Below are 26,045 nucleotides of genomic sequence, written 5' to 3'. Positions count from 1 at the left end.
TTCTGATCCCCCCTGAGATGGGGACTAAGAGTAGCTTGAGGGTGTGAAGAAACGCCAGGTTCAAGTAGTTGACGCAATTGACTACACGCTCGAAGCAGAGCTCGGTCGAGGCGGCGCAGCCGAAGTCTGGAGCGCGCGATCCGCAGCAGATGATCGGTCGTATGCACTGAAGCGGATCGCGAAAGACGCTAAGAGTGGCACGCGCAACCAGCGATTCCGAAACGAGATTGCGTACGGGCTCAGGGCGAATCACCCAAACGTCATCAAGATCCATTCGCAGTCGGAGGACGACGATGCCTTCTACTACGTCATGGACCTCTACAAGGCTACACTCCAGGACGTCATCGAAGCTCAGTCCGATTTCGAGGTGCTTCTCGATTATGCGATCCAGCTCTGCGATGCTCTCGCATACGTGCATGGTGAAGATGTCGTTCATCGGGACATTAAACCTCAGAACATATTGGTCGACACCGCTGCTCGTCGACCGGTGTTAGCAGACTTCGGAATCGCCAGGTTCAAGAACTGGGACCTGACGAGGCATGGCGATCTTCTCGCAAACCGAAACTACCTGGCGCCCGAGCAAATGGCTCGGCGTGATCCCGATAGTGTCGGTAAACCAGCGGACATATTTGCCCTCGGCCTTATCATCACGGAGCTCTTCACCAAGCAAAATCCCCAAGGAGCTAGGTCCAAGCGGATCGCCGATGACTACCCCTTCCTATCTGACATTGACCTCTTGACCCAGAGAATGACGCTGCAGGACGAAACGCAAAGAATAGGCATCGAAGCGGCGCGCGACTCACTTCTGATACTCCGAGGGCAAATTCGCGACGAGACCGAGGATCTCGCCGAAGAAATTCGACCGAGCAAGAGTTTGCGAAAGCGTCACAGGACGGAGTATCCCGGGCTCCTCAGTCAAGCCGCTAGAGACGTTCTTTCGGCAAGGTACATCTTAGAACGGTCGCCCGTCGAAGATCTCAATCGATATAACCCGAACTATCACTGCGAGATCTCATACATGGTCACTTCAGAATTGTTCAACATGTGTGCCCAGTCGAGAATCTACAGTATTGCCAAGCGTGTTTTTGACAACGAGAGCATCGGATTTGAGCCGATGTCCAAACTGCACGAGATCTCGTCCGTTGAAAAAGATCGCTTGCAACGTGAATTCGAGTCGCTGCTATCGGAGTATCCGTTACCGCGGCGATCTATCTGGGAGGGACTGCCTTCACGCTCAGCGCAGCTTTTCCGTTTCTGCAAGGCTTATCATTGCGAGGAGATCATTTCAGAAGTCCAACGCGAAGTGGCGGAAGGTGGTCCTCTGCGCTTCAATCTGTCGGACGCGCCGATCCTATGGATCGCCCAAAATGTTCGCCGATACCTCAGCATGAGCTTTGTCGAACTCGACGATTTTGCGCTACGCGAGATCGAATTCGAACGGCAGGTGTCGGTGCTTTGGGACTCGAGTCTGCCCGTGGACTCGGCTCGAGTATCGACCGGAAGTAGATTGATCTTACCGACCACTGACAGCGATGAGGTCGAACAGTTGCTTGCGACTCTTGCGGAACGGTGGACGGTGTCGACTGGCGAGCGCGTCGACTCCAAGTTTTCCGTGCACTTCAGGTCGCGGGCAGAGTACGAACGGTTCAAAGACGAGGTGCTTCGGATCGCTTCGCCGTATCACTCGTTTGAAGGGGATGTGCTTGACCTCGTGCGACCCATCGCACAGCACGACGACCTCGTCGCGTTGGTGTGGGATCGAGAGTACGATATTCGCAGCACACTGGCGAAGCTTCTGGGGCGACGGGAGATTTCTGAGCATCCCCGCCATGCCGTGAAGGTCTTTGAGTAGGCTCCTTGCAGCGTCACCGGCAGGCCAGACGGAAGTGTCTCAGCGGAGGATCTCGTTCATCGCAATTCTTCGTCTAGATGAGACATGAGACACAGCAAAAGCGATTCTTGGAGGCACCAGGTCGCTGTCACCAGAAAGAAGCCCCGGTGGCTCGGACTCTCGTCCGGGACACCGGGGCTTCTCCTATGAGGCCACCCAGCGGACGCCGTCGGCGTCCGGAGGGAAGCGGTGCGCGGCGTCCGTCTCCAGCTCCTCCATGAGGGGGACGATGACGCTCCACAGCGCCCAGTGCTCTGATGTCCCCTCTCCGCCCTGGACACGACCCTCCCACCGCGCGGCATTCGGAAGCGCCACGCGCATGCCGAATCGCGAGCCGGCGGGGTCGGCCACCTGAGCAGTCAACGATCCGGCATCGACCGTCACCTCCGTCAGCTGGAATCCCGAGGGCATGAGGATCGTTCCCCGCGCCCTGGCCCACGCCTCGCGGACTGCTGCCACCAGCGGCTCCGCAACGACATCGATCGTCATGAGAAGTCCTTCCGATCATGAGCGCCGGGCGATGATCGGCGTGACCGGCCATCGACGCTCGCACCTCTCGCATCTCGCACGAGTCCCCTGATCCGGCCAGAGTATCGACGTATGCCAGGAGCCGTCTGTCCCCTCTTCGGGGGACGTCACTCAGCGGTGGGCGCTCATACAGACATGCTCGCGCTCAGATCCCGGCGGCCATGAACTCCAGAGGACCTGACTGCCTCTGGTGACGGATGGAACGCGGGCCTACGATTCGCACATGGGGTTCATCATGTACGACGGCACGAGCCAGCTCCACATCGAAGACCGAGCGCTCGCGCACCTCAAGGTCGTGATCGCGACGAAGCTCCGACGCAACGAGAGCTTCACGGTGTCCTGGACCCACCCCGAGGGAGAGGCCTACGGTCGCTCTACGATCTGGCTGCATCCGGCGATCCCGCTGCGCTTCACGTTCGAAGGTCGGGAGCCGCCGAAACTGAATCCGCAGTGGATCGAGGATCTGATGCAGTCGGCCAACTCGACTGGGGGGATCCACCTCGTCGACGAGATCGTCCAGGGGTCGACGCCCGGACGAGACGACAGGAGCCCCGCCTCGTCATGAGGCGGGGCTCCTGTGTTCGACAGGCTCAGTGCGAGCGGTCCGGATCCTCCGCGAGGACGTCGTCCCCGTCATCGTCGGACCCATCCGTGGGCGGAACCGTTCGCGGCTCGCCCTTGTTGTCCTCGGCGCCGAGGTTGTCGTTCTCCTCCGGGCCGGGGGAGGGCTCGGTGCTGATGTCGTTGCGGTCGCTGTCGTTAGCCATGCGCGTTCCTTTCCTCGACGAATACCTCCAGCATGCTCTCTCCGCGGAGAGGAGCCCAGACGCTTGACAACGTCGTCGGGATGATGCGCTGCTCAGTCCCGGCCTTCGACCAGAAGCAGCCCCTGTTTGGTGTCGGCGACCTTCACCCAGCCGTCGCCGAAGAGGTACGTCATGCCGTAGCCGTCCTCGTCGGTGCTCATCGCGTACTGAGGATCCTCCGTGACGTAGACGCCCTGGGCGCTCTCCTCGCTCCGCCAGCCCTCGTCCTCGAGGCCCTCCCGCGCCCGTTCGGCGTCGGCGGGGGAGAGCGCAGACCAGCCGTACATCTGACCGTGATCGGACGGGACGGTGAAGTCCGCCCAGAAGCACAGGAGTCCCTCCGAGAGCTCGACGCCGCCGACGCGGAATTCCCGCGGCTCGGCGGTCCACCCGGCTTCGGTGAGGGCGGCGACCGTGCCCTCCGAGATCATCGACTCGCACGTCAGCTCATCCGTGGCCGCCGGCGTCGCCGCGGCGTCACCCGCGGCGGATGTGGGCTCCGGCGAGGGCGACGGGTCGGGTGTGCCGCCGTCAGTACACGCCGTGAGGAGCGCCCCGATCAGTACGAGGCCGGTCAGAGCCGCGAGTCGTCGGGAGTTCATGGTGCCTCGGAGGTATCAGTCGTGCAGAAGACGGAGGAAGTCGTCGTGAAGGATGCCGTTGGTGGCGAGCGTCGAGCGCGCCGAGATCGTCTCGGAACCGTCGAAAGCCGTCATGCGCCCACCCGCCTCGTTGACGATGGCCACGGCGGCGGCGATGTCGTATTCCTTCACATCGAACTCGGCGACGGCTTCCAATCGTCCCTCCGCCAGGAGCATGTACGCATAGACATCGCCGTACGCCCGATCGCGCCAGACGTGCTCGCTCAGACGCAGCAGGGCGTCCAGCTGCCCGGCGTCGCGCCACTGGGCGATGCTCTGGAAACTCACGCTGGCCTCATCCAGCGCCGAGACGGAGGAGGTGGCGAGGCGTCGCTCCGTGCGGTCATCGACGGTCCAGGCGCCGTGTCCCGTCGCCGCCCACCACCGTCGACCGAGCGCCGGCATGCTGACCACGCCGACCCGTGGCACACCGTCGATCGCGAGAGCGATCATCGTGCCCCACAGCGGGACGCCCCGGAGGAAGTTCGCCGTGCCGTCGATCGGATCGATGATCCACTGCCGCGCGGTGCTGCCCTGGGCGCCGAACTCCTCGCCGAAGATGCCGTCGTCGGGACGTTCCTCCTCGAGGAGTCGGCGGATCGCGCGCTCCGTGGCGAGGTCGGCGTCGGTCACGTGGGAGTGATCCGCCTTCGTGGAGATCACCAGATCGGCAGCGTCGAACCGGGGGAGCGACTGCGCGTCCGCGGCGTCGGCGAGGCGAAGGGCGAGCTGGAGATCGGCGCGCAGGTCAGCGGCGTCGGAAGTGGCGGTCACGCTCTCAGAATAGTCGCCGTCATCGACGCAGCCGCAGAGACCATCGGCCAGGATCGGCGGGCGAAACGCCCGAGCCACGCCCGGGTCGCCGTGGATTTCGTCTCGGCGCCAACCGCTGGTAATGTAATTCCTCGGTCGGGGTTATCCCGGGCCACGCACCTCTAGCTCAATCGGCAGAGCAACTGACTCTTAATCAGTGGGTTCAGGGTTCAAGTCCCTGGGGGTGCACGGAACAAGCCTCAGAGATCTCGCCATCTCCGAGGCTCTTTCTTTTGTCTGTACGAACGAGACGCTCGCTGCATCCACGGTCGCGTCCATGCCGGCCGCCAGGGTGCTCTTAGCGGGATCGAAACCGCACCTCTGCAGGCTAGGGCAGGAGCCTTTTCGAGCCCGCACGGTGCGTGCGGGTCGACCTGCGCGAGAGGGTGGGAAACGTGCGCTCGGGTGGGCGGGTCGCGCGTCAGGCGCGACGGACCGACAGCAACTGCCAGCCCTCGGGCACTTTGGCCTCGATGCCTGCCATGTCGTCGGCCTCGATCTGCTCGACGCCGTCGATGCGATGGAACGTTCCCGTCGCCTCCATCTTCGCCTCGCCCTTGAGCATGCGCACCGGGGCGGACGTGAGCGCGTAGCCCGGCTCGCGATGAGCATCGAGCTGCGTGTGGACGTCTTCGAGGGATGTCCCGGTGACGTCGATGGTCATGGATCCTCGGGGGCGGATGAGAGCGACGAGCATCGGTCCAGTCTACGAGCGGGCCGTGCTCCTCAGAGATCCCAGTCGAGCGTCGAACGGGCGTCGATGGGGGCATCCTGCCCCGTGTCCTCGCGGATGAGGTAGACGACCACCCGGGATTGGGCGGTGATGAGCACGCTCGTCAGCGCATCGCCCGTCGCCAAGTCGACGAAGGTCGGTTGCGAGCGGGCGGCCGCTTCGATCCGAGACATGAGGTCCGCGACGTCCGTGCTGCGAGGCAGGAGGAAGTCGTGCCCATCGATCTCGATGTGCGTCGTCGTCATTCCCGTATGGTTCCCCATGGCTCCACGGTACGAAGGGACAGGACCGATACGAAGGGGGGTTGAACCCGCTCCGTCGGCGTGTTAGGAGCGCGTGAGAGCGCTCTCGCGCTCATCCGGCTGCTGCTGCTCCGCGGGCTCGGGGACGAGATACAGCCCGCTCGGGGCGTTCGCCGTGAATGCGAGAGCCTCGATCCAGGCGCGGTTCACGCTGGGCTGACGGCTGCCGTGGTACTTGTACACGAGCGAGCTGCCGGCATGGATCCAGACCGTCGTCCGGCCGCCGCCCATGCTGACGTCGTCCTTCCACGTGAAGCCGAAGGGCTCGCCACGGCGGAGCTTCGCGGTCATGACCAGCTGGATGTGAGTGAGAGCGCGGTCTTCGATATCGACCTTGACGCTGTTCTCGTAGATGAACTTGCCCATTGCAAGATTCCCTTCTCGCCACGGGAACCTGTGCCAAGAGGCGCGGACGCGATGACCGCTGGTGTGGGGTGTGCTCAGCGTTTCACACTTCTGCCCGTTCTCCTACCCGACCGGGGTGTCGTGCGTCGTCGCGTGTCTCCCCGTTTCAGGCCACCGGATCGAGAAGCGTGGGATCGGACGGGTCGACGGTGCGGGTGTTGCTCACCTTGCGGTCCACGACGTGGCCGCGGAGCGTCGCCGCGACGTCGGCGGAGGTGTGATCGAGCATTGCCAGCGTGTCCAACTTGGTCTGCCCGGTGAGCTTCTCCGGTGTGAGCCAGGCGTCCCACGTGTCGGGGGTCAGGAAGGCGGGCATCCGGTCGTGCACCTCGCCGCCGGCGTCGCGCGCCTCCCTGGTGACGACGACGAAGCAGCGCACCTTCTCGCCCTCGTGATCCATCGACCAGGTGAGGCCGGCGGCGGCGAGCAGGCCGTCCCCGTGGAGGAAATGCGGCGTCTTGTGCCCCTTCTCACCTGTCCACTCGAAGTACCCGCGCATCGGGACGAGGCAGCGGGCCGCAGAAAACGCCGGCGCCCAGAATCCGGCGGCGAGCTTCTCCATCCGTGCATTGATCAGCGGGGCGCGCTGGGGACGGTTGGGGGGACTCTGCCAGTCCCACCGCACGAGTTCGAGGATGCGGCCCTCACCCCGGTCCCGGACGATGGGGGCGCTCTCGGTGGGCGCGATCGAGTAGGCGCCGTGCCAGGACTTCCACCAGTCCTCCGGTCGGCCGCCCTCGGCGACGAACTCCCGGATCAGCTCGTCCGTCGTCGCGTCGTTCGCGAATCGTCCGCACATGTCGTCGCCTCCCTGTCGTCGGTCACCCGACCGCGGCCGGTATCGCCTCCATCATGGGGCATGGCGCGGACATCCGGTCAGACGACCTTGATCACCGTGCCGGCGGTGAGGCTCGACAGCTGGGCGAAGGTCAGCGGCATGACGGTGTGCGGATGGCCCGCCGCGGCCCAGATCGCGTCGTGCTGCTGCAGGGCGCGGTCGATGAAGGTGGGGAGGGGTGCGGGATGGCCGACGGGCGCCACTCCGCCGATCGCCTGTCCTGTGGCCTCACGGACGACGGCGGGTGGCGCCATGGCCACCGCACGTGCCCCGATGCTCCGCGCGAGAACGGCGAGATCCGCCCGGTGCCCGCCGCTGGTCATGACGAGGACGGGGCGGCCGTCGGCGAGGAAGACGAGACTGTTGGCGATCGCGGCGACGTCGCAGTCGATGGCGGCGGCCGCCTCCGCAGCGGTGCGTGCCGAGTCCGGCAGGACCCGGATCTCGGTCTCGACACCGGCCGCAAGGAGGTGCTCCTGCACCCGTCGGCTGCGCTCGGGGAGGGAAGAGGGGTCGCTCATGCCCCCACGGTAGTCGAGCGTGTCAGCCGGCGTCACCGACGAGGATCGCCGCCGCGTCCTCCGCGGTCGCGTCGGCAGGTTCGTCGTCGATGTGCGCGAGGACCTTCCGGCCGAGGAGGATCGTCAGTGCTGCCAGAAGGACGGCGGCGGCGGCGAAGAGGTACGGCACGGTCGCGCTGAACAGGTGCCACAGGAGCGCCGCGATCGGCGGGGCCATCGCGCCGCCGAGGAAGCGGACCGCGGAGTAGGCCGAGGAGGCGACGGAGCGGGGGAGGTCGGTCGCCTCCATCACGGCTTCGGTCAGCACGGTGTTCATGACGCCGAGCAGCAGGCCGCCCACGATGATGCACACGACGAGAGCGGCAGGTTCGGCGACCACCAGCCCCGCGACGACGAGGTCGACGGCGAGCAGCGGCAGCACGGCGAGGATGACGTGGGTCCTCGGCATCCGGCGCATCAGCACGGGCGCGACCCACACGCTGGTGACCGCGAGGGCGACGCCCCAGCCGAAGAACGTCAGGCCGATGCCCATGGCCCCGAAGCCCAGGGGGAACGGCGAGAACGCCAGCAGCACGAAGAAGCCGATGTTGTAGAACAGGGCGGCCACGGCGAGGATCGCGAGAGCGGGACGGCGCAGAGCGGTGAAGGGGGCGGAGAACTTCACGGGGGTGCGCTTCTCGCCCGGCCCTCGCAGCAGCACCAGGACGGCGATGAACGCGATGGCCATCAGGGCGACGACGCCGAAGAACGGTCCGCGCCAGCTCTGCTCGCCGAGGATGCCGCCGAGCAGCGGGCCCACGGCGATGCCGAGGCCGAGAGCAGCCTCATACAGCACGATCGCCGCGCTGCTGCCGCCGGATGCCGCGCCGACGATGGTGGCCAGCGCGGTCGAGATGAACAGCGCGTTGCCCAGACCCCAGCCGGCCCGGAATCCGATGACGGCGTCGACGCTGCCGCTGATCGCGCAGAGGAAGGCGAACACCACGATCAGTCCGAGTCCGACCAGCAGCGTGGCCTTGGCGCCGATCCGGCTGGAGATCCAGCTCGTGACGAGCATCGCGAGGCCGGTGACCAGGAGGTAGCTGGTGAACAGGAGCTCCGTCTCGACCGGCGTCGCTTCCAGGGACTCCGCGATCGCCGGGAGGATCGGATCGACGAGGCCGATGCCCATGAAGGCGACGACGCACGCGAAGGCGACGGCCCACACCTGGGCGGGCTGCTTCCAGACCGATGGGGTGCGGGATGCGGGGGCGGTGTTCAACGGATCTCTCCTGTCCGGTCTGCGGAGGTGCGGGCGGCGAGGATCTCTGCCGCACGGGTGAGGGCGTGCCAGTCATCGTCGTCGAGGTCGGCGAACCGCGGCGCGATCGTCTCCCGGAACTCGGAGCGCCAGGCAGTCAGGGCCGCCGTCCCGTCCCGGGTCACGGCGACGACGGTGGCACGGGAGTCGTCGGCATCGGGGGAGCGATGCACGAGACCCTCGCGTTCGAGCGTGCCGAGCAGCCGGGTCATCCCGGGCTGCGTGGTGCGAGCTGCTGCGGCGAGCTCGCCGACACGGCGGGGACCGGACTGATCGAGCAGGCTGAGCACCCGCCACTGCGCCGCGGGGGCGTCGTTCCCTGCGTCCTGGGCGGCGATGCGGCCCAGCGCGTACCCCGACAGGACGAGTGACGGGATGACCTCCGAGCGATTCATACCAGAAAGTATATACCTACTGATATGTATCGAGGTCACCGCCGGGCGTGGGCGATCCTCGCCGAGAGCTGATGGGCGTGGGCGAGGAGGATCCGGCCCAGCTCGGCCTGACGCTCCGGGCCGAAGCGGAAGGCGACACCGGTGAGGCTGAGCGCCCACTCCGGGCGCCCTGCACGGTCGAACACCGCCGCGCCGAGGCCCCAGCTCCCCTCGACGATCAGGCCGGGGTTGACGGCGAATCCGCGTTCCTTCGTCTCGGCGAGGCGCTTCCGCAGCGGGCGCTCGCCATGAGCGCGCCCCCAGCTCTCGACGAGCTCAGGATGGCGCTCCAGATAGGCATCCACATCATGGTCGGGGAGGAACGCGAGGATCGCGAGGCCGGCGCTCGCCACTCCGAGCGGGAAGCGCACCCCCTCGCTCAGCACGAAGGAGCGGATGGGGAACGAGCCCTCCTCGCGCAGCAGGCAGACCGTCTCGTCCGCGCGCCGGACGGAGAAGAAGGCGCTCTCCTCGGTCTTCACGGCGAGCGACCGCACGATGTCCCGGGCCAGGGCCGTCACGTCGTATCGAGCGGCGGCCACGGATCCCATGAGGAAAAGCTCGGGTCCCGGCATCCAGCGGCTGCTGTCGCCGTCCCGGTCCACGAGCCCCTCCACGCGCAGGGCGCTGAGCAGGCGATGCGTCGTGGGGCGGGAGAGACCGGCGCTGCCGGCGAGTTCCTGCAGGGTGGCGCCGTCGGTGCCGGCGGCCGTCACCAGTCGCAGGAGCCGCGCCGCCCGCGCGACAGCCTGAGTGCCGGGGACGGGGTTCGTCGCAGTGTCCACATCGTGGACGCTAGTGGCGCGGGCGTCCACATCGCAAGAGGGAGCTGGCCGTGACTCCGCCGGGGCGGGAGGCTGGTGGGGACACGGAACCGAAGGAGCAGACGTGATCGACAAGCAGTGGGAATCCGCGGAGGCCGCCGTCGCCGACATTCCGGACGGCGCTTCGCTCGCCGTCGGAGGCTTCGGACTCTCCGGGAACCCGATCGCGCTCATCGAAGCGCTCCTCGCACAGGGCACGACCGACCTGAGCGTGGTGAGCAACAACTGCGGGGTGGACGACTGGGGGTTCGGCGTGCTGCTCGCCGCGCAGCGCATCCGCAAGATGACCTCGTCGTACGTGGGGGAGAACAAGGAGTTCGAGCGGCAGTTCCTGTCCGGGGAGCTCGAGCTGGAGCTGACGCCGCAGGGCACGCTCGCCGAGAAGCTGCGAGCGGGAGGATCCGGGATCGCCGCGTTCTACACCCAGACGGGCGTCGGCACCCAGGTGGCCGACGGGGGCCTGCCCCGCCGGTATCACCCCGACGGATCGATCGCGGTGGGATCACCGCCCAAGGACGTGCGCACGTTCGCGGTGCACGGCGAGCCCCGCGAGTTCGTGCTGGAGGAGGCCATCACCACCGACTTCGCCCTGGTGCATGCGGCGCGCGGCGACCGGCACGGCAACCTCGTGTTCCGCAAGGCAGCCCGGAACTTCAACCCGCTCGCCGCGATGGCCGGACGCGTGTGCATCGCGCAGGTGGAGCGGCTCGTGGAACCGGGGGAGCTGGATCCGGACACGATCCACTTGCCCGGGGTCTTCGTGCACCGGATCGTCGAGGTCGGCGAGGACATCCCCAAGCGCATCGAGCGGCGGACCGTCGCCGCGGAAGGAGCCTGACATGGCGCTCACCAGAGATCAGATGGCCGCGCGCGCTGCGGTCGAGCTCCCGGACGGCGCGTACGTGAACCTCGGCATCGGCCTGCCCACGCTCGTCCCGAACCACGTCCCGTCCGACGTGACCGTGGTGCTGCAGTCGGAGAACGGCATCCTCGGGGTCGGGCCCTACCCGCGGGAGGACGAGGTCGACCCGGATCTCATCAACGCGGGGAAGGAGACGGTGACCACGCTCCCCGGAGCGGCGTTCTTCGACTCCGCCCTCAGCTTCGGCATGATCCGCGGCGGGAAGATCGATGCCGCCATCCTCGGGGCGATGCAGGTCTCTGCCTCCGGCGACCTCGCGAACTGGATGATCCCGGGCAAGATGGTCAAGGGCCCCGGGGGCGCCATGGACCTCGTGCACGGCGCCGGACGGGTGATCGTGCTGATGGAGCACGTCGCCAAGGACGGCTCGGCGAAGATCGTCGACGCCTGCACGCTGCCGCTGACCGGCCGCGGCGTCGTGGACCGGATCATCACGGACCTCGCGGTGATCGACGTGACGCGGGAGGGCCTCGTGCTGGTCGAGGTCGCGCCCGATGTCACGGTGCAGCAGGTACGGGAGGCCACGGAGCCGTCCCTCCGCCTCGCCCCGGAACTGGAGAACGGAAGGACCGAGCAATGAGTGAGAACGATGTCGTCATCGTCGCCGCGGCGCGCACCCCGCAGGGCCGGCTGAAAGGACAGCTCGCCGCCTTCACCGCGCCGCAGCTCGGATCGTTCGCGATCCGCGGCGCCCTGGAGCAGGGGGGAGTGGATCCGGCAGACGTCGACGCGGTGATCGTGGGACAGGTGCTCGCCGCCGGATCCGGGCAGAACGCCGCCCGTCAGGCGGCGATCGGCGCAGGGATCGGCTGGGACGTGCCCGCGCACTCCGTGAACAAGGTGTGCCTGTCCGGGCTCACCGCGGTGATCGATGCGGCGCGCATGATCCGGACCGGGGACGCCGAGGTGGTCGTCGCCGCCGGCATGGAGTCCATGACCCGCGCGCCGCACCTGCTCATGGGATCGCGCGACGGCTGGACCTACGGCACTGTCGAGGTCCTCGACCACATGGCCTACGACGGGCTGACGGACGCCTACGACCGGGAGAGCATGGGCGCGTCGACGGAACGGCACAACGCGCGATACGAGCTCACCAGAGAGATGCAGGACCAGGTGGCGGCGCTCTCGCATCAGCGGGCCGCCGCCGCCCAGGAGAGCGGGGTGCTGGACGCGGAGATCGTCGCCGTCGAGGTGCCGCAGCGCCGGGGCGAGCCCGTGCGGGTGACCCGAGACGAGGGGGTGCGCCCCGAGACCACCGTGGAGACCCTCGCGGGACTGCGTGCCGCCTTCGCCGAGGGTGGGTCGATCACCGCAGGCAACTCGTCCCAGATCTCGGACGGCGCCTCCGCCGTCGTCGTCACGACGCGCGGGACGGCCGAGGCCAAAGGCTGGCCGGTGCTCGTGACCGTCGGGGCGAGCGGCCAGACCGCCGGCCCGGACAACTCGCTCCAGGCGCAGCCGGCGCGGGCGATCGAGCAGGCGTGCCGGAAACAGGGCATCACGCCGCAGGATCTGGATCTCGTGGAGATCAACGAGGCGTTCGGGGCCGTAGTCGCGCGCTCGCAGACCGAGCTCGGGCTGCACGGCGACATCGTCAACGTGCACGGCGGCGGCATCGCGATCGGTCATCCGATCGGCGCCTCCGGCAACCGTCTCGTGGTGCACGTCGCGCACGAGCTGGCCCGCCGGGGTGGCGGAACCGCGGCGGTCGGCCTGTGCGGCGGCGGCGGTCAGGGCGAGGCGCTGATCCTCACCCGTTGACGCGGGAGGCGCGGGGGTGCGTCAGGACCGCTTGTCCTGGGCGTGCCCCTGCGCATCGGCGAGGGCCTTCTGCGAACGGAACTGCAGACGCTGCGCCTTCTTGGACTTCTTCACCGACTGCGGGGAGTCGGCGTCCACCGGCACGCCGTGGCGTTCGCGGCGCATGTCGACGACCGCGCCGACCGCGAGCGCCATCGTGATGCCCCAGCTCACCCACGACAGGAGCGAGCGCCAGGTGATGGGTTCATTGCGGGTGCCGCGCAGCAGCGAGATCCCAGCCGAGATCGCGGCGACGAGTCCGGTGCTGAAGAGGTAGCGCATGCCCCTACGGTACCCGCAGCCGGGGCGCGGGGGCCGGAGCCTTGACAAGCCGGGGGAGAGGCTGGCAGGGCGTCCGTCCAGGGCCACCGGATATCATGGGAGGGTCGCGGTTCACCCGCGGCCGCAGAAACCGTGTATCTACCGGCCGTCGGCGTCTCCGGCGGACAGCGGCGGCACCCGACACGCGTCATCGACGCGCGAGAGCCATGACACACACCAGCACCACGCCTGACACCGCCGAGCCGAGCCTCTTCCGCCTCGCCGGCCTGCCGTACTTCCTCATCGCGTTCATCGCGCGACTGCCGTTCGCCATGATGGTGGTCGGCGTCCTCACCGTCGTCGTGTCGGCGCGGGGGTCGCTCTCCCTCGGCGGACTCACTTCGGCTGCGGTCGGTCTCGGTACCGCCTGCTTCGGACCGCTCCTGGGCGCCGCCGCCGACCGCTTCGGTCAGCGCACGGTCCTCCTCGCGCTCGCCGTGGGCAACGCGGCGATGCTCCTGCTCTTCACGGCGGTCGTCTACGGCCCGGCCGCTGATGGGTTCGTGCTCCTCGCCGCGATCGGCATCGGCGCGACCGCGCCCCAGGTGGCGCCGCTCTCGCGCTCCCGGCTGGTGACGATCATCGGCGAGCGGATGCCCGCGGAGCGCCGCGCGCGCACCGTCTCCGGCACGATGGCGTACGAGTCGGCCGCGGACGAGACCGTCTTCGTCTTCGGGCCCTTCCTCGTGGGTGTGCTCGCCTCGGCGCTCGCGCCGTGGGCCCCGCTGGTCGGGGCCGCCGCGCTGACCCTGGTGTTCGTCGGAGCCTTCGCCCTGCACCCGAGCGGGCGGCACGTCTCCCAGGACCGCACTGACGACGGTCGGGCACCGTCCGCCGTGTCCGAGCTGTTCCGTCCGCAGCTCCTCATCGTCGTCCTCGGCATCCTCGGCGTCGGGATCTTCTTCGGCACCATGCTCACCTCGCTCACCTCGTTCATGGCCGACCTCGGAGCCCCGGAGCAGGCGGGGCTGCTGTACGGCGTGATGGGCGTCGGCTCCGCGCTGTTGGCCCTCGGCGTCGCCTGGCTCCCCGTCCGGTTCTCCCTGCGCGCGTGCTGGCTCGTGTTCTCGGGGATCCTGCTCGCCGGATCGCTGCTCCTCGGCATCGTCGACTCCCCGGGGGGCATGATGCTGGCCCTGGCCATCATGGGCATCGGCATCGGTCCGACCCTCGTCACCCAGTACAGCTTCGGAGCCGCTCGAAGCCCCCGTGGCCGGTCGGCGACGGTGATGACGATGCTCGGCTCCGGCGTGATCGTCGGTCAGTCGATCGGCGCCGCGGTGGCGGGGGAGATCGCGGAGAGCCTCGGCACCTCCGCTGCGCTCGTCCTCCCGATGATCGCGGCCGGCATCGCGTTCGCGGCGGGCCTCGGGAACTGGGCTCTCAGCGGTGTGCACCGCGCGGCGTCCGCTGTCAAGGCCTGAGGGAGGACCGGCGGTCGGCGCGCATCCTCGATAGGTTGGAAGCTACTGGACCGAGGAGTGCCCCTGTGACCGCTGCTGATTTCGTCGTCGTCGCCAACCGCCTCCCGGTGGACCGGGTCGTGGGCCCCGACGGCGAGGAGACCTGGCGGACGTCGCCCGGCGGCCTCGTCGCCGCCCTCGAGCCCATGATGCGCCGTGTACACGGTGCCTGGGTCGGCTGGCCGGGCCAGCCCGACGTGGAGCTCGAGGCCTTCGATGCCGACGGCATCCACCTGATCCCGGTGGCGTTGAGCTCCGACGAGGTCGCGGACTACTACGAGGGCTTCGCCAACGACACGATCTGGCCGCTGTACCACGACGTCATCGCGCCGCCGCAGTATCACCGCGAGTGGTGGGACGCGTACGTGCGGGTGAACCGACGCTTCGCGGAGGCGGCCGCGGCCGCGGCGGCGCAGGACGGCACCGTCTGGGTGCACGACTATCAACTCCAGCTGGTGCCGCAGATGGTCCGCGAGCTGCGCCCCGACGTCACCATCGGCTACTTCCACCACATCCCCTTCCCGGCCCACGGCCTCTATGCCCAGCTTCCCTGGCGGGACCAGGTGCTGCGCGGACTGCTCGGCGCCGACGTCATCGGCTTCCAGCGGGCGCAGGACGCGACCTACTTCCTCACCGCGGTCCGGCGCCGGCTGCGCTACGAGGTGAAGGGGTCGAGCATCGCGGTCCCGGATGAGGGGGGCTCGCGGACGGCCATCGCCAAGGCCTTCCCGATCTCCATCGACACCGCCCCGTACCTCGAACTCGCCGCCCGCGAAGACGTCAGGGCGCGGGCCGCGGAGATCCGCGCCAGCCTCGGCAACCCCAAGCGCATCCTCCTCGGCGTCGACCGCCTGGACTACACCAAGGGCATCGGGCACCGGATCAAGGCATACGGCGAGCTCCTCGAAGACGGCCGCCTGGACGTGGAGGACGTCACCCTCATCCAGGTGGCGAGCCCGAGCCGGGAGCGGGTGGACGCCTACGCGCACCTCCGGGACGAGATCGAGCTCGCGGTGGCCCGCATCAACGGCGACCACGACACGGTCGGTCACTCCGCCATCCGCTACCTCCACCAGGGGTACCCGCGCGAGGAGATGGTCGCTCTGTACCTCGCGGCCGACGTCATGCTCGTGACAGCGCTGCGTGACGGCATGAACCTGGTGGCGAAGGAGTATGTGGCCACCCGGACAGACAACCGCGGCGTCCTCGTGCTCAGCGAGTTCACCGGCGCGGCGGACGAGCTCCGCCAGGCCGTGCGCGTCAACCCGCACGACATCGCGGGCCTCAAGGACGCGATCATGGAGGCGGTGGAGATGTCCCCCGCGGAGCAGTCGCGGCGCATGCGCTCCCTCCGCCGCCGGGTGCTGGACAACGATGTGAACGCCTGGTCGTCATCCTTCCTTGACGCTCTGGCCGACGTCCGCCGCCGCTGACCGCACTCCCTGCACACCCTTCTTCATCTCGATCGGAGACACCGTGACGCGCCCCTGGATCCCCGGAACCGCCGACGCCGACCTCACCGCCCTCGCGACGACGCCGCGCTTGGTCGTGGCCCTCGACTTCGACGGCACCGCGTCCCCGCTCGTCGCGGACCCGATGGCCGCGCGGGCGCTGCCGGAGGTCGCCGTGCAGATGGCCCGTCTCGCGGCGATGCCCGACACGATCGTGGCCTACGTCTCCGGTCGCAGCATGCACGACCTCAGAGAGATCACCGAGCACACCGACGACTCCGTGTTCGTCCTCGCCGGCTCCCACGGCGCGCAGTACTGGTTCCCCGGTGAGGGGGCCGCCGACGCCCCGGGGGACACGACCGAGCCCGGGGCGCGCGAGGAGCTGTGGGCCGCCGCGCAGCCGATCATCGACCGCTACGAGGGCGCGGAACTGGAGCCGAAGACCTTCGGCATGGGCGTGCACACCCGGCGCGCGGATCGGGAGACGGAGGAGAGGGTCTTCGCCGAGATCGACGCCCTCGTCGCCGAGCGCTTCCCGCAGTGGCGCCGGCGCGCCGGCCATCGGGTGCTGGAGTTCTCGTCGCGGAACGAGGGCAAGGACGCCGCGATGATCGCCCTTCGGGAGCGCTTCGACGCGACGGGCATCCTCTTCGCCGGTGACGACGTGACCGACGAGGATGCGATGCGTGTGCTGCAGGAAGGCGACCTCGGTGTGCGCGTCGGACCGGGGGAGAGCGCCGCGACCCTCCGTGTGGACTCTCCACAACAGATCGCCGCGCTTCTGGAGACGCTCGCGAACGAGAGGGCCGTCGCGCAGGAATAGACTCTCGTCATGTCCTCGCATGATCCCTCCACCAGCGCGCCCATCGACATCAAGCCCCGCAGTCGCGTCGTCACCGACGGCATCGAGGCCACGACCTCCCGCGGCATGCTCCGCGCGGTCGGGATGGGGGACGCCGACTGGGACAAGCCGCAGATCGGCATCGCGTCCAGCTGGAACGAGATCACACCCTGCAACCTGAGCCTCGACCGGTTGGCGCAGGGGGCGAAGGAGGGCGTGCACTCCGGCGGTGGCTACCCGCTGCAGTTCGGCACCATCTCCGTCTCGGACGGCATCTCGATGGGCCACGAGGGGATGCACTTCTCGCTCGTGTCGCGCGAGGTCATCGCCGACTCGGTCGAGACCGTCATGATGGCCGAGCGCCTCGACGGCTCCGTCCTGCTCGCGGGCTGCGACAAGTCGATCCCCGGCATGCTCATGGCCAGTGCCCGGCTCGACCTGTCCAGCGTGTTCCTGTACGCCGGATCGATCGCGCCGGGCTGGGTCAAGCTCTCCGACGGCACCGAGAAGGACGTCACCATCATCGACTCCTTCGAGGCGGTCGGTGCCTGCCGGGCCGGCCTCATGAGCGAGGAGGACCTCAAGCGCATCGAGTGCGCCATCGCTCCCGGCGAGGGCGCCTGCGGCGGCATGTACACGGCCAACACGATGGCCTCCGTCGCCGAGGCCCTCGGGCTGAGCCTGCCGGGCTCCGCCGCGCCGCCCGCTGCCGACCGCCGCCGCGACTACTTCGCACACCGGTCGGGCGAGGCCGTCGTCAACCTGCTCCGCCAGGGCATCACGACCCGCGACATCCTGACCAAGGAGGCGTTCGAGAACGCGATCGCCCTGGCGATGGCCCTCGGCGGCTCGACCAACGTCGTGCTCCACCTCCTCGCGATCGCCCGGGAGGCCGAGGTCGAGCTGAGCCTGCACGACTTCAACCGCATCGGCGACAAGGTCCCGCACGTGGCCGACATGAAGCCGTTCGGCAAGTACGTCATGAACGACGTCGACCGGCACGGCGGCATCCCCGTCATCATGAAGGCGATGCTCGACGAAGGGCTGCTGCACGGCGACGCGCTCACCGTCACCGGCAAGACGCTCGCCGAGAACCTCGCCGAGCTCGACCCGCAGCCGATCGACGGCGAGGTCATCCACACGTTCGACAACCCCATCCACGCCACCGGCGGCCTGACGATCCTGCACGGGTCGCTCGCTCCGGAGGGTGCCGTGGTCAAGACCGCCGGCTTCGACGCGGCCGTCTTCGAGGGTCCCGCGCGGGTCTTCGAGCGCGAGCGCGCCGCCATGGACGCGGTCGCCGCGGGGACCATCGAGCCGGGGACGGTCATCGTCATCCGGTACGAGGGCCCCAAGGGCGGACCGGGTATGCGCGAGATGCTCGCCATCACCGCGGCCATCAAGGGCGCGGGGCTCGGAAAAGATGTACTACTCTTGACGGACGGACGATTCTCAGGCGGCACAACCGGCCTGTGCATCGGACATATAGCACCCGAAGCGGTGGACGCAGGTCCTATCGCCTTCGTGCGCGATGGTGATCTGATACGGGTCGATATCGCAGCTCGCTCTCTCGACCTACTCGTCGACGAGGCGGAGCTCGCCTCCCGCCGCTCTGGCTGGGAGCCGCTTCCCCCGCGCTACACCCGAGGCGTTCTTGCCAAGTACTCGCGCCTCGTGCGGTCCGCCGCCGAGGGAGCGACGACCGGCTGATCCATCGACCGGCTCAGGAACCGCTCGATCGGAGCGCCGGTGTCCCGCACAGTTCATCAGAAGGAAAGTCATGACTGCTGACTCCGTCTCGGCCGTGCCGAGGCCGCCCGCCCGCCCATCCGCTCCGGAGATCACCGGTGCGGAGGCCGTCGTCCGCTCGCTCGAGCTTCTCGGTGTCACGGACGTCTTCGGCCTTCCCGGCGGAGCGATCCTCCCGGTCTACGACCCGCTGATGGATGCGTCGCAGCTGCGTCACATCCTCGTGCGGCACGAGCAGGGCGCGGGCCACGCGGCGGAGGGATACGCCTCCGCATCCGGCAAGGTCGGCGTGTGCATCGCCACCTCGGGCCCCGGGGCGACCAACCTCGTCACGGCGATCGCGGACGCCTACATGGACTCGGTGCCGCTGCTCGCGATCACCGGTCAGGTGTTCTCGACGCTGATGGGCACGGATGCGTTCCAGGAGGCCGACATCGTGGGGATCACGATGCCGATCACGAAGCACTCGTTCCTCGTGAAGGACGCCGCGGACATCCCCGGCGCGATCGCGGCTGCCTATGAGATCGCCGGCACCGGTCGCCCCGGTCCGGTTCTGGTGGACATCACCAAGGATGCGCAGCAGGCGACCGCGCCCTTCGTGTGGCCGCCGAAGATCGAGCTCCCCGGGTACCGCCCGGTGACGAAGGCGCACGGCAAGCAGATCCAGGCGGCGGCCGCGCTCCTCGCGGAGGCGAAGAAGCCGGTGCTGTACGTGGGCGGCGGTGTCGTCCGCGGCCGGGCCGCGGCCGAGCTGCTCGAACTGGCCGAGTCGACCGGTGCGCCCGTCGTCACGACGCTGATGGCGCGAGGTGCTTTCCCCGACTCGCATCCGCAGCACCTGGGAATGCCGGGCATGCACGGCACGGTCCCCGCCGTGCTGGCGCTGCAGGAGGCCGACCTCCTCGTCTCGCTGGGCGCACGGTTCGACGACCGCGTCACGGGCAAGGCGGCACTGTTCGCGCCGCACGCGAAGGTGGTGCACGTCGACATCGACCCGGCGGAGATCTCCAAGATCCGCACGGCCGACGTGCCGATCGTCGGAGACGTGCGCGACGTGCTCACCGATCTCGACGCGGCCTTCCGCGGAGCGACGGCAGACACGAAGCCCGACATCGAGGAGTGGTGGTCGTACCTCGACGGCCTCCGGAACGAGTTCCCCCTCGGGTACGCGCCGACGACCGACGGCCTGCTCGCGCCCCAGTACGTGATCCAGCGCATCGGCGAGCTGACCGGACCGGAGGGCATCTTCGCCTCCGGTGTGGGGCAGCACCAGATGTGGGCCGCGCAGTTCATCAAGTACGAGCGTCCGAACGCCTGGCTGAACTCCGGCGGTGCGGGCACGATGGGCTACTCGGTGCCGGCGGCCATGGGAGCGAAGGTCGCCGAGCCGGAGCGCCAGGTCTGGGCGATCGACGGCGACGGCTGCTTCCAGATGACCAATCAGGAGCTCGCCACCTGCGCGATCAACAACATCCCGATCAAGGTCGCGATCATCAACAACTCGTCGCTGGGCATGGTCCGGCAGTGGCAGACGCTGTTCTACGACGGCCGCCACTCCAACACCGACCTGAACACCGGACACGGCACGATCCGCATCCCCGACTTCGTGAAGCTCGCGGAGGCGTACGGCTGCCTCGCGATCCGCGTGGAGAAGGAGGAGGAGGTCGACGCCGCCATCCAGCTCGCGCTGGAGACGAACGACCGCCCCGTGGTGATCGACTTCGTGGTGAGCGCCGACTCCATGGTGTGGCCGATGGTGCCGCAGGGGGTCAGCAACAGCTATGTCCAGTACGCGCGCGACCACGCGCCCGCGTTCGACGAGGAGGACTGAGCCATGTCGACCCACGTCCTGAGCCTGCTGGTGGAGAACACCCCCGGCCTTCTGACCCGCGTCGCCGGCCTGTTCGCGCGCCGCGGCTTCAACATCGACTCCCTCGCCGTCGGCGTGACCGAGGTGCCGGGGATCTCCCGCATCACGGTCGTCGTCGATGTGGAGGAACTGCCGCTCGAGCAGGTGACCAAGCAGCTCAACAAGCTGATCAACGTCATCAAGATCGTCGAGCTCGACCCGGCGTCGTCCGTGCAGCGCGAGCACATGCTCGTGAAGGTGCGCACGGACAACGCCAGCCGCTCGAACGTGATCGAGGTCGTCAACCTCTTCCGCGCGTCGGTCGTCGACTACGCCGCCGACGCCCTCGTCATCGAGGTCACCGGCGACAAGGGCAAGGTCGAGGCGCTGCTGCGCGCTCTGGAGCCCTTCGGCATCAAGGAGATCGCCCAGTCCGGCCTCCTCGCGATCGGCCGCGGCGGCAAGAGCATCACCGAGCGCGTCCTGCGCGGCTGACCCTTCGACAGACTCTGGGACCGCGCGTCCCGCACAACCACAACCAAGGAGAGAAACCAGTGAGCACCGAGATCTTCTACGACGACGACGCCGACCTGTCCCTGATCCAGGGCAAGAAGGTCGCGATCGTCGGCTACGGCTCGCAGGGCCACGCCCACGCCCAGAACCTGCGCGACTCGGGTGTCGAGGTGGCGATCGCCCTCAAGGAGGGCTCGAAGTCCGCCGCGAAGGCCGAGGAGGCCGGCTTCCCCGTGAAGACCGTCGCCGAGGCGACCGAGTGGGCCGACGTCATCATGATCCTCGCGCCGGACCAGCACCAGCGCACGATCTACAGCGAGTCCATCGCCCCGAACCTGACGGCGGGCAAGACCCTGGCCTTCGCGCACGGCTTCAACATCCGCTTCGGCTACATCGACGCGCCCGAGGGCGTCGACGTGATCCTCGTCGCCCCGAAGGCTCCCGGCCACACGGTGCGTCGCGAGTTCGTCGCCGGCCGCGGCATCCCCGACATCATCGCCGTCGAGCGTGACGCCTCCGGCCAGGCCTGGGACCTCGCGCTGTCGTACGCGAAGGCCATCGGCGGCACCCGTGCCGGCGTCATCAAGACGACCTTCACCGAGGAGACCGAGACCGACCTGTTCGGCGAGCAGGCCGTGCTCTGCGGCGGCATGAGCCACCTCGTCCAGGCGGGCTTCGAGACCCTCGTCGAGGCGGGCTACCAGCCGCAGATCGCCTACTTCGAGGTGCTGCACGAGCTCAAGCTCATCGTCGACCTCATGTGGGAGGGCGGCATCGCCAAGCAGCGCTGGTCGATCTCCGACACCGCCGAGTTCGGTGACTACGTGTCCGGCCCGCGCGTGATCGACGAGCGCGTCAAGGAGAGCATGAAGGGCGTCCTGTCCGACATCCAGTCCGGCGCGTTCGCGAAGCGCTTCATCGAGGACCAGGACAACGGGGCCGAGGAATTCCTCGCACTCCGCGCCAAGGAGGAGCAGCACCCGATCGAGGCGACCGGCAAGGAGCTGCGTTCGCTCTTCGCCTGGAAGCAGCAGGACGAGGACTACGTCGACGGTAGCGCCGCGCGCTGATTCGACTCGCGAACGAACGGGCGTCCCTCCGGGGGCGCCCGTTCGGCGTTCCGTACGGCATTCCGCGGCGCAGACATCCGATGTCTGTGCCAGGATGGACGCATGCGACAGGAATGGTTTGATGACGCCCGCTTCGGCATGTTCGTCCACTTCGGCCTCTACAGCGGGGCCGCGCGGCACGAGTGGGTGCAGAACTACGAACGCCTCACCGACGAGGAGTACCGCCCGTACTTCGACAACTTCGATCCCGACCTCTTCGATGCCGCGGCCCTGGCGAAGACCGCCAAGGAGACGGGGATGGGCTACGTCGTGCTGACGACGAAGCACCACGACGGCTTCTGCCTCTGGGACTCGAAGCTGACCGACTTCACCTCCGTCGCGGCGGTCGGGCGCGACCTGGTGCGCGAGTACGTCGACGCCCTCCGTGCCGAGGGGATCCGGGTCGGCCTCTACCACTCGGTCATCGACTGGCATCACCCCGACTTCACGGTGGACTGGAACCACCCGCGACGCGACGACGAGAACGCGCACGCCCTGAACGAGGGGCGCGACATGGCCCGCTACCGCGAGTACCTGCACGGTCAGGTCCGCGAGCTGCTCACCGGGTACGGCGACATCGACTACCTGTTCTTCGACTTCACCTATCCCGAGTCCAAGGACGGCTGGGAGGGGAAGGGGCCGCAGGACTGGGACGCCGAGGCGCTGCTTGCGCTGTGTCGGGAGCTGCAGCCGGAGATGCTCGTCAACGACCGGCTCGGCATCCCCGCGGACTTCGTGACGCCCGAGCAGTATCAGCCGACGGCTCCCATCGTCCGCGACGGCGTGCCCCTCGTGTGGGAGGCATGCCAGACGCTCAACGGCTCCTGGGGGTACCACCGGGACAACACCGACCAGAAGTCGCCGGTGCTGCTCGCGCAGATGCTCGTCGACTCGGTGTCGATGGGCGGCAACATGCTCCTGAACATCGGCCCGGACGGGCGTGGGGCGATCGCGCCCCGGGATGCGGAGACCCTCGCCGAGATCGGGGAGTGGATGCGCCTGCACGACCGCGCCGTGATCGGGGCCGGTCACGCGCCGTTCACGCCGCCCCGTGAGGGCGTGTACACGCTCCGCGGCGACCGGCTCTACCTGAGCCTGTTCAGCTGGCCGCTGGGCTTCGTGCATCTGCCCGGTCTTGCGGGCAAGGTCTCGTATGCGCGGCTGCTGAACGACGGCTCCTGGCTGCGTACGAGCGTCAGCGACCCGGACCAGCAGGCCGACCTGATGACGCCGGCGGGCGAGGCCGAGGGGACGCTCACGGTGCATCTTCCGGTACGGCGTCCCGACGTGCTGATGCCGGTCATCGAACTGCGCCTCACGGGGGAGTGAGGCTGACGGTGGCGGCGGCTCAGGCCGTCGCCACCGGGATGTCCATGCCCTCGAGCGCGAGGCGGGCGGCGCCGTGCAGGATCGCGTCCGCGCCGGTGGCCGCGGCCTCGATCCGCAGGCGCTGGGTCGCGAGCGGGTGGCAGGCCTCGTAGACCCGGCTGCGCACCGCGGCGATGAACGGCTCGGAGGCGCTCATGCTCCCGGTGAGGAACAGGGCGTGCGGGTTGAAGAAGTTCACGACGCCGGACAGTGCCTGACCCAGGTGGGTCCCCGCGGTGCGGACGAGGGTCGTGGCGAGGGGGTCCGCGTCCCGCGCCAGCGTGAGGACGTCGGCCGTGGTGCGGACCTCGGTGTTGCCGCGCTCGCGCATCTGGCGGACGAGGCTCGCGCCGCTGGCCACGGTCTCCAGGCAGCCGGTGTTGCCGCAGGAGCAGGGGATGTCGCCGCTGCCGTCGATCCGCGTATGCGTGATGTCGCCGGCTGCGGCGGTCGCTCCCCGATGGATGTGCCCGTCCACGATGATCCCGCTGCCGATCGCGGTGCCCGCCTTGACGGTGATGCTGTGCTGGGTGTGCCCGAGCTGGCGACGGTGCTCGCCGAGCGCGGCGAGGTTGGCGTCGTTGTCGACGACGACGGGGACGCCGTGGCGCTCCGCGAGGTGCTCGCCGACGCGGAATCCGGGCCACCCCGGCATCCGCGAGGGCTGATCCACGGAGCCGGTCGCGACGTCGACGGGGCCGGGCAGGCTCACGCCGATCGCGTGGACCCGTGTCTCGGCGAGCAGGCGCTCGAAGACCTCCGACACTCTCTCCAGCGTCGCTTCCGGGCCGTCCGCGACGTCGATCGCGATGGTCTCCGAGTGGAGCAGGCCGCCGCTGAGGTCGTGCCGTCCGATGCGGGCATGGCGTCCGCCGAGATCGGCGGACAGCACGATGCCGTCGCCGGCGATCCGCAGCACGCGCGGCCGTCGTCCGCCGCGGGAGGTGCCGGCCCCCGCCTCCTCCAGCACGCCGGCATCGAGGAGCGCCTGTACGCGCAGGCCGACGGTCGACGCGGCCACGCCGAGGGCGGAGGCGAGTTCGGAGCGGGAGCGCGCCTGTCCGCGGGCGACGAAGTCGAGGATGCGCCGCGTGTGCGGGTCGTCGACGGTGGTGTCGGCGGGGTTCGTCATGAAGGCCCTTCGTCTCGAGGCATCGTCAGCGTAGCGGGGGTGCCGCGTGTTTCAGGCGAGTGACGAATTATCACCACCCTATAAACATCGGATGTTCAGCTTGCGGCACCTTGCGAACTATGACAGCGTAACTTCATACGAAATCCTAATTGGTTAGTTCGAGCGTCGAAATAACCTATCCCTTCTCAGGAGGCATTCAATGAAGAAGTTGCGTGTGGGGGCTGTCGCCGCTGTCGCGGGCGTGGCCGTGGCGATGACCGGCTGTGCGAGCAGCGGGGGATCCGGGGGCTCGGCCGACGGCGACACCATCGTGGTGGACATGTGGGCCGGCAGCGAGTCGGACGTCGATGCGCTGGAGGCGCAGATCGAGTTCGCGCAGAAGCAGAACCCGGACATCAAGATCAAGCTGCAGACGTCGCCGTGGAGTGACTTCTTCACCAAGCTCACGACCAACATGGCCAGCGGCAACATGGCGTGCATCACCGGCATGAGCGGCGCGCAGCTCGGCGGCTACACGGCCGGCTTCCGCGAGCTCAGCGACGAGGATCTCAAGACCGCGGGCATCGACTGGTCGGAGTTCAACCCGAGCGCCGACGGCATCCTCAGCTTCGAGGGCAAGGTCTACGGCGTGCCGTTCGACGTCGCCACGATGCTCGTCTACTACAACCAGGACATGCTCAGCGCCGCCGGTGCCGCCACGCCGGAGATCGGCTGGACGTTCGACGACTTCGACACGATCGCCGCCGACGCCACGAAGGACGGCAAGTACGGCTTCGGCATGGGCATGGGCGGCTACCAGTGGATGTCGATGCCGATCGCGTACTCCGCCACGCAGCCCGCCTCCGAGGACGGCACGCTGCACATCGACGACGAGGACTTCGTCGACGCCGCGTCCTGGTACGCCGGCCTGGTCACGGAGAAGAAGGTCGCGGCTCCGGTCGCCTCCGCCTCCGACACCGGCTGGGGCGAGAACCAGTACACGGGTGGCAACGCGGCCATGGCCGTCGACGGCACCTGGAACGCCGTCAGCTACCTCAACAACGAGTCCGGCTTCGCCGCCGGCATGGTGCCGCTGCCCGCGGGCGTGGACGGCAACCCCGGTCCCATCCTCGGTTCCGGCTACGGCATCGCCGAGAACTGCAAGAACCCGGAGGCCGCGCTGAAGGTGCTCGGCTCCCTCGTCGGCGAGGACGCGCAGGACTACATCGCGTCGTCCGGCCGCTCCTACCCGGCCCGCATCTCGTCGCAGCCGCTGTACTTCGAGTCGATCGACGAGCAGTACCGCGACCAGGTCCAGTCGGTGTTCGAGGCCGCGTTCGGCGACACGGTGCCGCTGTACATGACCAAGAACTGGCAGAAGCTCGACAGCTACATCCAGCCCAACCTCGTCAGCGTCTACAACGGCCAGATGACGATGGAGGAGCTGCTGTCGAACGCCCAGGCGCAGTTCGGCGAGTGAGCCGGATCCGGCCCGCACAGCAGTAACAGAGA

General features: G+C 68.4%; 28 protein-coding genes and 1 tRNA gene. 15 read left to right on the top strand and 14 right to left on the bottom strand.

Features of this window, described 5'->3' with window-relative positions; genetic code table 11:
• The first annotated feature begins 43 nt into the window (after nucleotides 1-43).
• Nucleotides 44-1,852: a serine/threonine-protein kinase gene (locus M4D53_RS10605; protein ID WP_259953943.1), complete on the top strand. Its 1,809-nt coding sequence runs from the start codon at nucleotides 44-46 to the stop codon at nucleotides 1,850-1,852.
• A gap of 183 nt (nucleotides 1,853-2,035) precedes the next feature.
• Here M4D53_RS10605 and M4D53_RS10600 read toward each other — a convergent pair whose 3' ends face one another.
• Entirely contained in the window at nucleotides 2,036-2,380 is a 345-nt protein-coding gene (locus M4D53_RS10600; protein ID WP_187663901.1) for a hypothetical protein, read from the bottom strand.
• A gap of 262 nt (nucleotides 2,381-2,642) precedes the next feature.
• On the opposite strand from M4D53_RS10600, the gene M4D53_RS10595 reads away from it, so the two are divergent.
• Complete coding sequence (locus M4D53_RS10595) at nucleotides 2,643-2,984, top strand: DUF7882 family protein (RefSeq protein WP_187663902.1); 342 nt, start codon at nucleotides 2,643-2,645, stop codon at nucleotides 2,982-2,984.
• A gap of 25 nt (nucleotides 2,985-3,009) precedes the next feature.
• Here the strand turns inward: M4D53_RS10595 and M4D53_RS10590 are convergent, their stop codons facing one another.
• The 3 genes from M4D53_RS10590 to M4D53_RS10580 all read right to left on the bottom strand — a co-directional run bounded on the left by M4D53_RS10590 (nucleotide 3,010) and on the right by M4D53_RS10580 (nucleotide 4,640).
• Nucleotides 3,010-3,186 (bottom strand): hypothetical protein, encoded by a 177-nt coding sequence (locus M4D53_RS10590; protein WP_187663903.1) that lies wholly within the window; start codon nucleotides 3,184-3,186, stop codon nucleotides 3,010-3,012.
• A 92-nt stretch (nucleotides 3,187-3,278) separates the two neighbouring features.
• On the bottom strand, nucleotides 3,279-3,827 hold the full coding sequence (locus M4D53_RS10585; protein ID WP_187663904.1) for a hypothetical protein: 549 nt from the start codon (nucleotides 3,825-3,827) through the stop codon (nucleotides 3,279-3,281).
• Nucleotides 3,828-3,842: 15 nt separating this feature from the next.
• Nucleotides 3,843-4,640, bottom strand: a complete 798-nt coding sequence (locus M4D53_RS10580) for an inositol monophosphatase family protein (RefSeq protein WP_187663905.1) — start codon at nucleotides 4,638-4,640, stop codon at nucleotides 3,843-3,845.
• A 155-nt stretch (nucleotides 4,641-4,795) separates the two neighbouring features.
• Between M4D53_RS10580 and M4D53_RS10575 the strand changes: the two genes are divergently transcribed.
• Nucleotides 4,796-4,868: transfer RNA gene (locus M4D53_RS10575), tRNA-Lys, on the top strand.
• A gap of 232 nt (nucleotides 4,869-5,100) precedes the next feature.
• Here M4D53_RS10575 and M4D53_RS10570 read toward each other — a convergent pair.
• From M4D53_RS10570 to M4D53_RS10535, 8 genes are all read right to left on the bottom strand, one after another.
• Nucleotides 5,101-5,376 (bottom strand): hypothetical protein, encoded by a 276-nt coding sequence (locus M4D53_RS10570; RefSeq protein WP_187663906.1) that lies wholly within the window; start codon nucleotides 5,374-5,376, stop codon nucleotides 5,101-5,103.
• Nucleotides 5,377-5,405: 29 nt separating this feature from the next.
• Complete coding sequence (locus M4D53_RS10565; RefSeq protein ID WP_187663907.1) at nucleotides 5,406-5,657, bottom strand: hypothetical protein; 252 nt, start codon at nucleotides 5,655-5,657, stop codon at nucleotides 5,406-5,408.
• An 81-nt stretch (nucleotides 5,658-5,738) separates the two neighbouring features.
• Entirely contained in the window at nucleotides 5,739-6,080 is a 342-nt protein-coding gene (locus M4D53_RS10560) for a DUF7882 family protein (protein WP_187663908.1), read from the bottom strand.
• Between the two features lie 145 nt (nucleotides 6,081-6,225).
• Nucleotides 6,226-6,918: an SOS response-associated peptidase gene (locus M4D53_RS10555; RefSeq protein ID WP_187663909.1), complete on the bottom strand. Its 693-nt coding sequence runs from the start codon at nucleotides 6,916-6,918 to the stop codon at nucleotides 6,226-6,228.
• 77 nt (nucleotides 6,919-6,995) lie between these two features.
• Nucleotides 6,996-7,478, bottom strand: coding sequence for a YbaK/EbsC family protein (locus M4D53_RS10550; protein ID WP_259953926.1), 483 nt, complete (start codon nucleotides 7,476-7,478; stop codon nucleotides 6,996-6,998).
• A gap of 22 nt (nucleotides 7,479-7,500) precedes the next feature.
• A complete protein-coding gene (locus M4D53_RS10545) occupies nucleotides 7,501-8,739 on the bottom strand; it encodes an MFS transporter (protein WP_187663911.1) in 1,239 nt (412 codons plus the stop codon).
• Nucleotides 8,736-9,173 carry a MarR family winged helix-turn-helix transcriptional regulator gene (locus M4D53_RS10540; protein WP_259953925.1) on the bottom strand — a complete coding sequence of 146 codons (438 nt, stop codon included), beginning with the start codon at nucleotides 9,171-9,173 and terminating at the stop codon, nucleotides 8,736-8,738. Before M4D53_RS10540 ends, M4D53_RS10545 begins: the two co-directional genes overlap by 4 nt.
• Nucleotides 9,174-9,208: 35 nt before the next feature.
• Nucleotides 9,209-9,997, bottom strand: a complete 789-nt coding sequence (locus tag M4D53_RS10535; RefSeq protein ID WP_259953924.1) for an IclR family transcriptional regulator — start codon at nucleotides 9,995-9,997, stop codon at nucleotides 9,209-9,211.
• Between the two features lie 103 nt (nucleotides 9,998-10,100).
• Between M4D53_RS10535 and M4D53_RS10530 the strand changes: the two genes are divergently transcribed.
• From M4D53_RS10530 to M4D53_RS10520, 3 genes are read left to right on the top strand one after another with little or no spacing between them, the layout of a single operon-like run.
• Nucleotides 10,101-10,874 carry a CoA transferase subunit A gene (locus M4D53_RS10530; RefSeq protein WP_259953923.1) on the top strand — a complete coding sequence of 258 codons (774 nt, stop codon included), beginning with the start codon at nucleotides 10,101-10,103 and terminating at the stop codon, nucleotides 10,872-10,874.
• Nucleotide 10,875: 1 nt separating this feature from the next.
• Nucleotides 10,876-11,538, top strand: a complete 663-nt coding sequence (locus tag M4D53_RS10525) for a CoA transferase subunit B (RefSeq protein ID WP_259953922.1) — start codon at nucleotides 10,876-10,878, stop codon at nucleotides 11,536-11,538.
• On the top strand, nucleotides 11,535-12,719 hold the full coding sequence (locus tag M4D53_RS10520; protein WP_187663916.1) for an acetyl-CoA C-acetyltransferase: 1,185 nt from the start codon (nucleotides 11,535-11,537) through the stop codon (nucleotides 12,717-12,719). Before M4D53_RS10525 ends, M4D53_RS10520 begins: the two co-directional genes overlap by 4 nt.
• Before the next feature lie 21 nt (nucleotides 12,720-12,740).
• On the opposite strand, the gene M4D53_RS10515 is transcribed toward M4D53_RS10520, so the two are convergent.
• Entirely contained in the window at nucleotides 12,741-13,040 is a 300-nt protein-coding gene (locus M4D53_RS10515) for a hypothetical protein (protein ID WP_025103262.1), read from the bottom strand.
• 206 nt (nucleotides 13,041-13,246) lie between these two features.
• On the opposite strand from M4D53_RS10515, the gene M4D53_RS10510 reads away from it, so the two are divergent.
• From M4D53_RS10510 to M4D53_RS10475, 8 genes are all read left to right on the top strand, one after another.
• Nucleotides 13,247-14,503, top strand: a complete 1,257-nt coding sequence (locus M4D53_RS10510; protein ID WP_259953920.1) for an MFS transporter — start codon at nucleotides 13,247-13,249, stop codon at nucleotides 14,501-14,503.
• 65 nt (nucleotides 14,504-14,568) lie between these two features.
• Nucleotides 14,569-15,975, top strand: coding sequence for an alpha,alpha-trehalose-phosphate synthase (UDP-forming) (locus M4D53_RS10505; RefSeq protein ID WP_259953919.1), 1,407 nt, complete (start codon nucleotides 14,569-14,571; stop codon nucleotides 15,973-15,975).
• 43 nt (nucleotides 15,976-16,018) lie between these two features.
• Nucleotides 16,019-16,816 carry a trehalose-phosphatase gene (gene otsB, locus M4D53_RS10500; RefSeq protein ID WP_259953918.1) on the top strand — a complete coding sequence of 266 codons (798 nt, stop codon included), beginning with the start codon at nucleotides 16,019-16,021 and terminating at the stop codon, nucleotides 16,814-16,816.
• Nucleotides 16,817-16,825: 9 nt separating this feature from the next.
• Nucleotides 16,826-18,544 (top strand): dihydroxy-acid dehydratase, encoded by a 1,719-nt coding sequence (ilvD, locus tag M4D53_RS10495; RefSeq protein ID WP_259953917.1) that lies wholly within the window; start codon nucleotides 16,826-16,828, stop codon nucleotides 18,542-18,544.
• 70 nt (nucleotides 18,545-18,614) lie between these two features.
• Complete coding sequence (locus M4D53_RS10490) at nucleotides 18,615-20,414, top strand: acetolactate synthase large subunit (protein ID WP_259953916.1); 1,800 nt, start codon at nucleotides 18,615-18,617, stop codon at nucleotides 20,412-20,414.
• A gap of 3 nt (nucleotides 20,415-20,417) precedes the next feature.
• Nucleotides 20,418-20,927, top strand: coding sequence for an acetolactate synthase small subunit (gene ilvN / locus M4D53_RS10485; protein ID WP_025103268.1), 510 nt, complete (start codon nucleotides 20,418-20,420; stop codon nucleotides 20,925-20,927).
• Nucleotides 20,928-20,986: 59 nt separating this feature from the next.
• Entirely contained in the window at nucleotides 20,987-22,015 is a 1,029-nt protein-coding gene (ilvC, locus tag M4D53_RS10480) for a ketol-acid reductoisomerase (protein WP_025103269.1), read from the top strand.
• A 102-nt stretch (nucleotides 22,016-22,117) separates the two neighbouring features.
• On the top strand, nucleotides 22,118-23,383 hold the full coding sequence (locus M4D53_RS10475) for an alpha-L-fucosidase (RefSeq protein ID WP_187663922.1): 1,266 nt from the start codon (nucleotides 22,118-22,120) through the stop codon (nucleotides 23,381-23,383).
• 19 nt (nucleotides 23,384-23,402) lie between these two features.
• Here M4D53_RS10475 and M4D53_RS10470 read toward each other — a convergent pair whose 3' ends face one another.
• Entirely contained in the window at nucleotides 23,403-24,554 is a 1,152-nt protein-coding gene (locus tag M4D53_RS10470; protein ID WP_187663923.1) for an ROK family transcriptional regulator, read from the bottom strand.
• A 199-nt stretch (nucleotides 24,555-24,753) separates the two neighbouring features.
• Between M4D53_RS10470 and M4D53_RS10465 the strand changes: the two genes are divergently transcribed.
• The gene (locus M4D53_RS10465) at nucleotides 24,754-26,013 is read left to right on the top strand and encodes an ABC transporter substrate-binding protein (protein ID WP_060920976.1); all 1,260 of its coding nucleotides are present in this window, start codon (nucleotides 24,754-24,756) and stop codon (nucleotides 26,011-26,013) included.
• Nucleotides 26,014-26,045 lie beyond the last annotated feature (32 nt).

It is taken from the genome of Microbacterium meiriae, from assembly GCF_025143875.1.
GTDB lineage: Bacteria > Actinomycetota > Actinomycetes > Actinomycetales > Microbacteriaceae > Microbacterium > Microbacterium meiriae.
The sequence above is the reverse complement of the archived record's forward strand: the minus strand, read 5'-3'. Positions and strand labels throughout refer to the sequence as shown.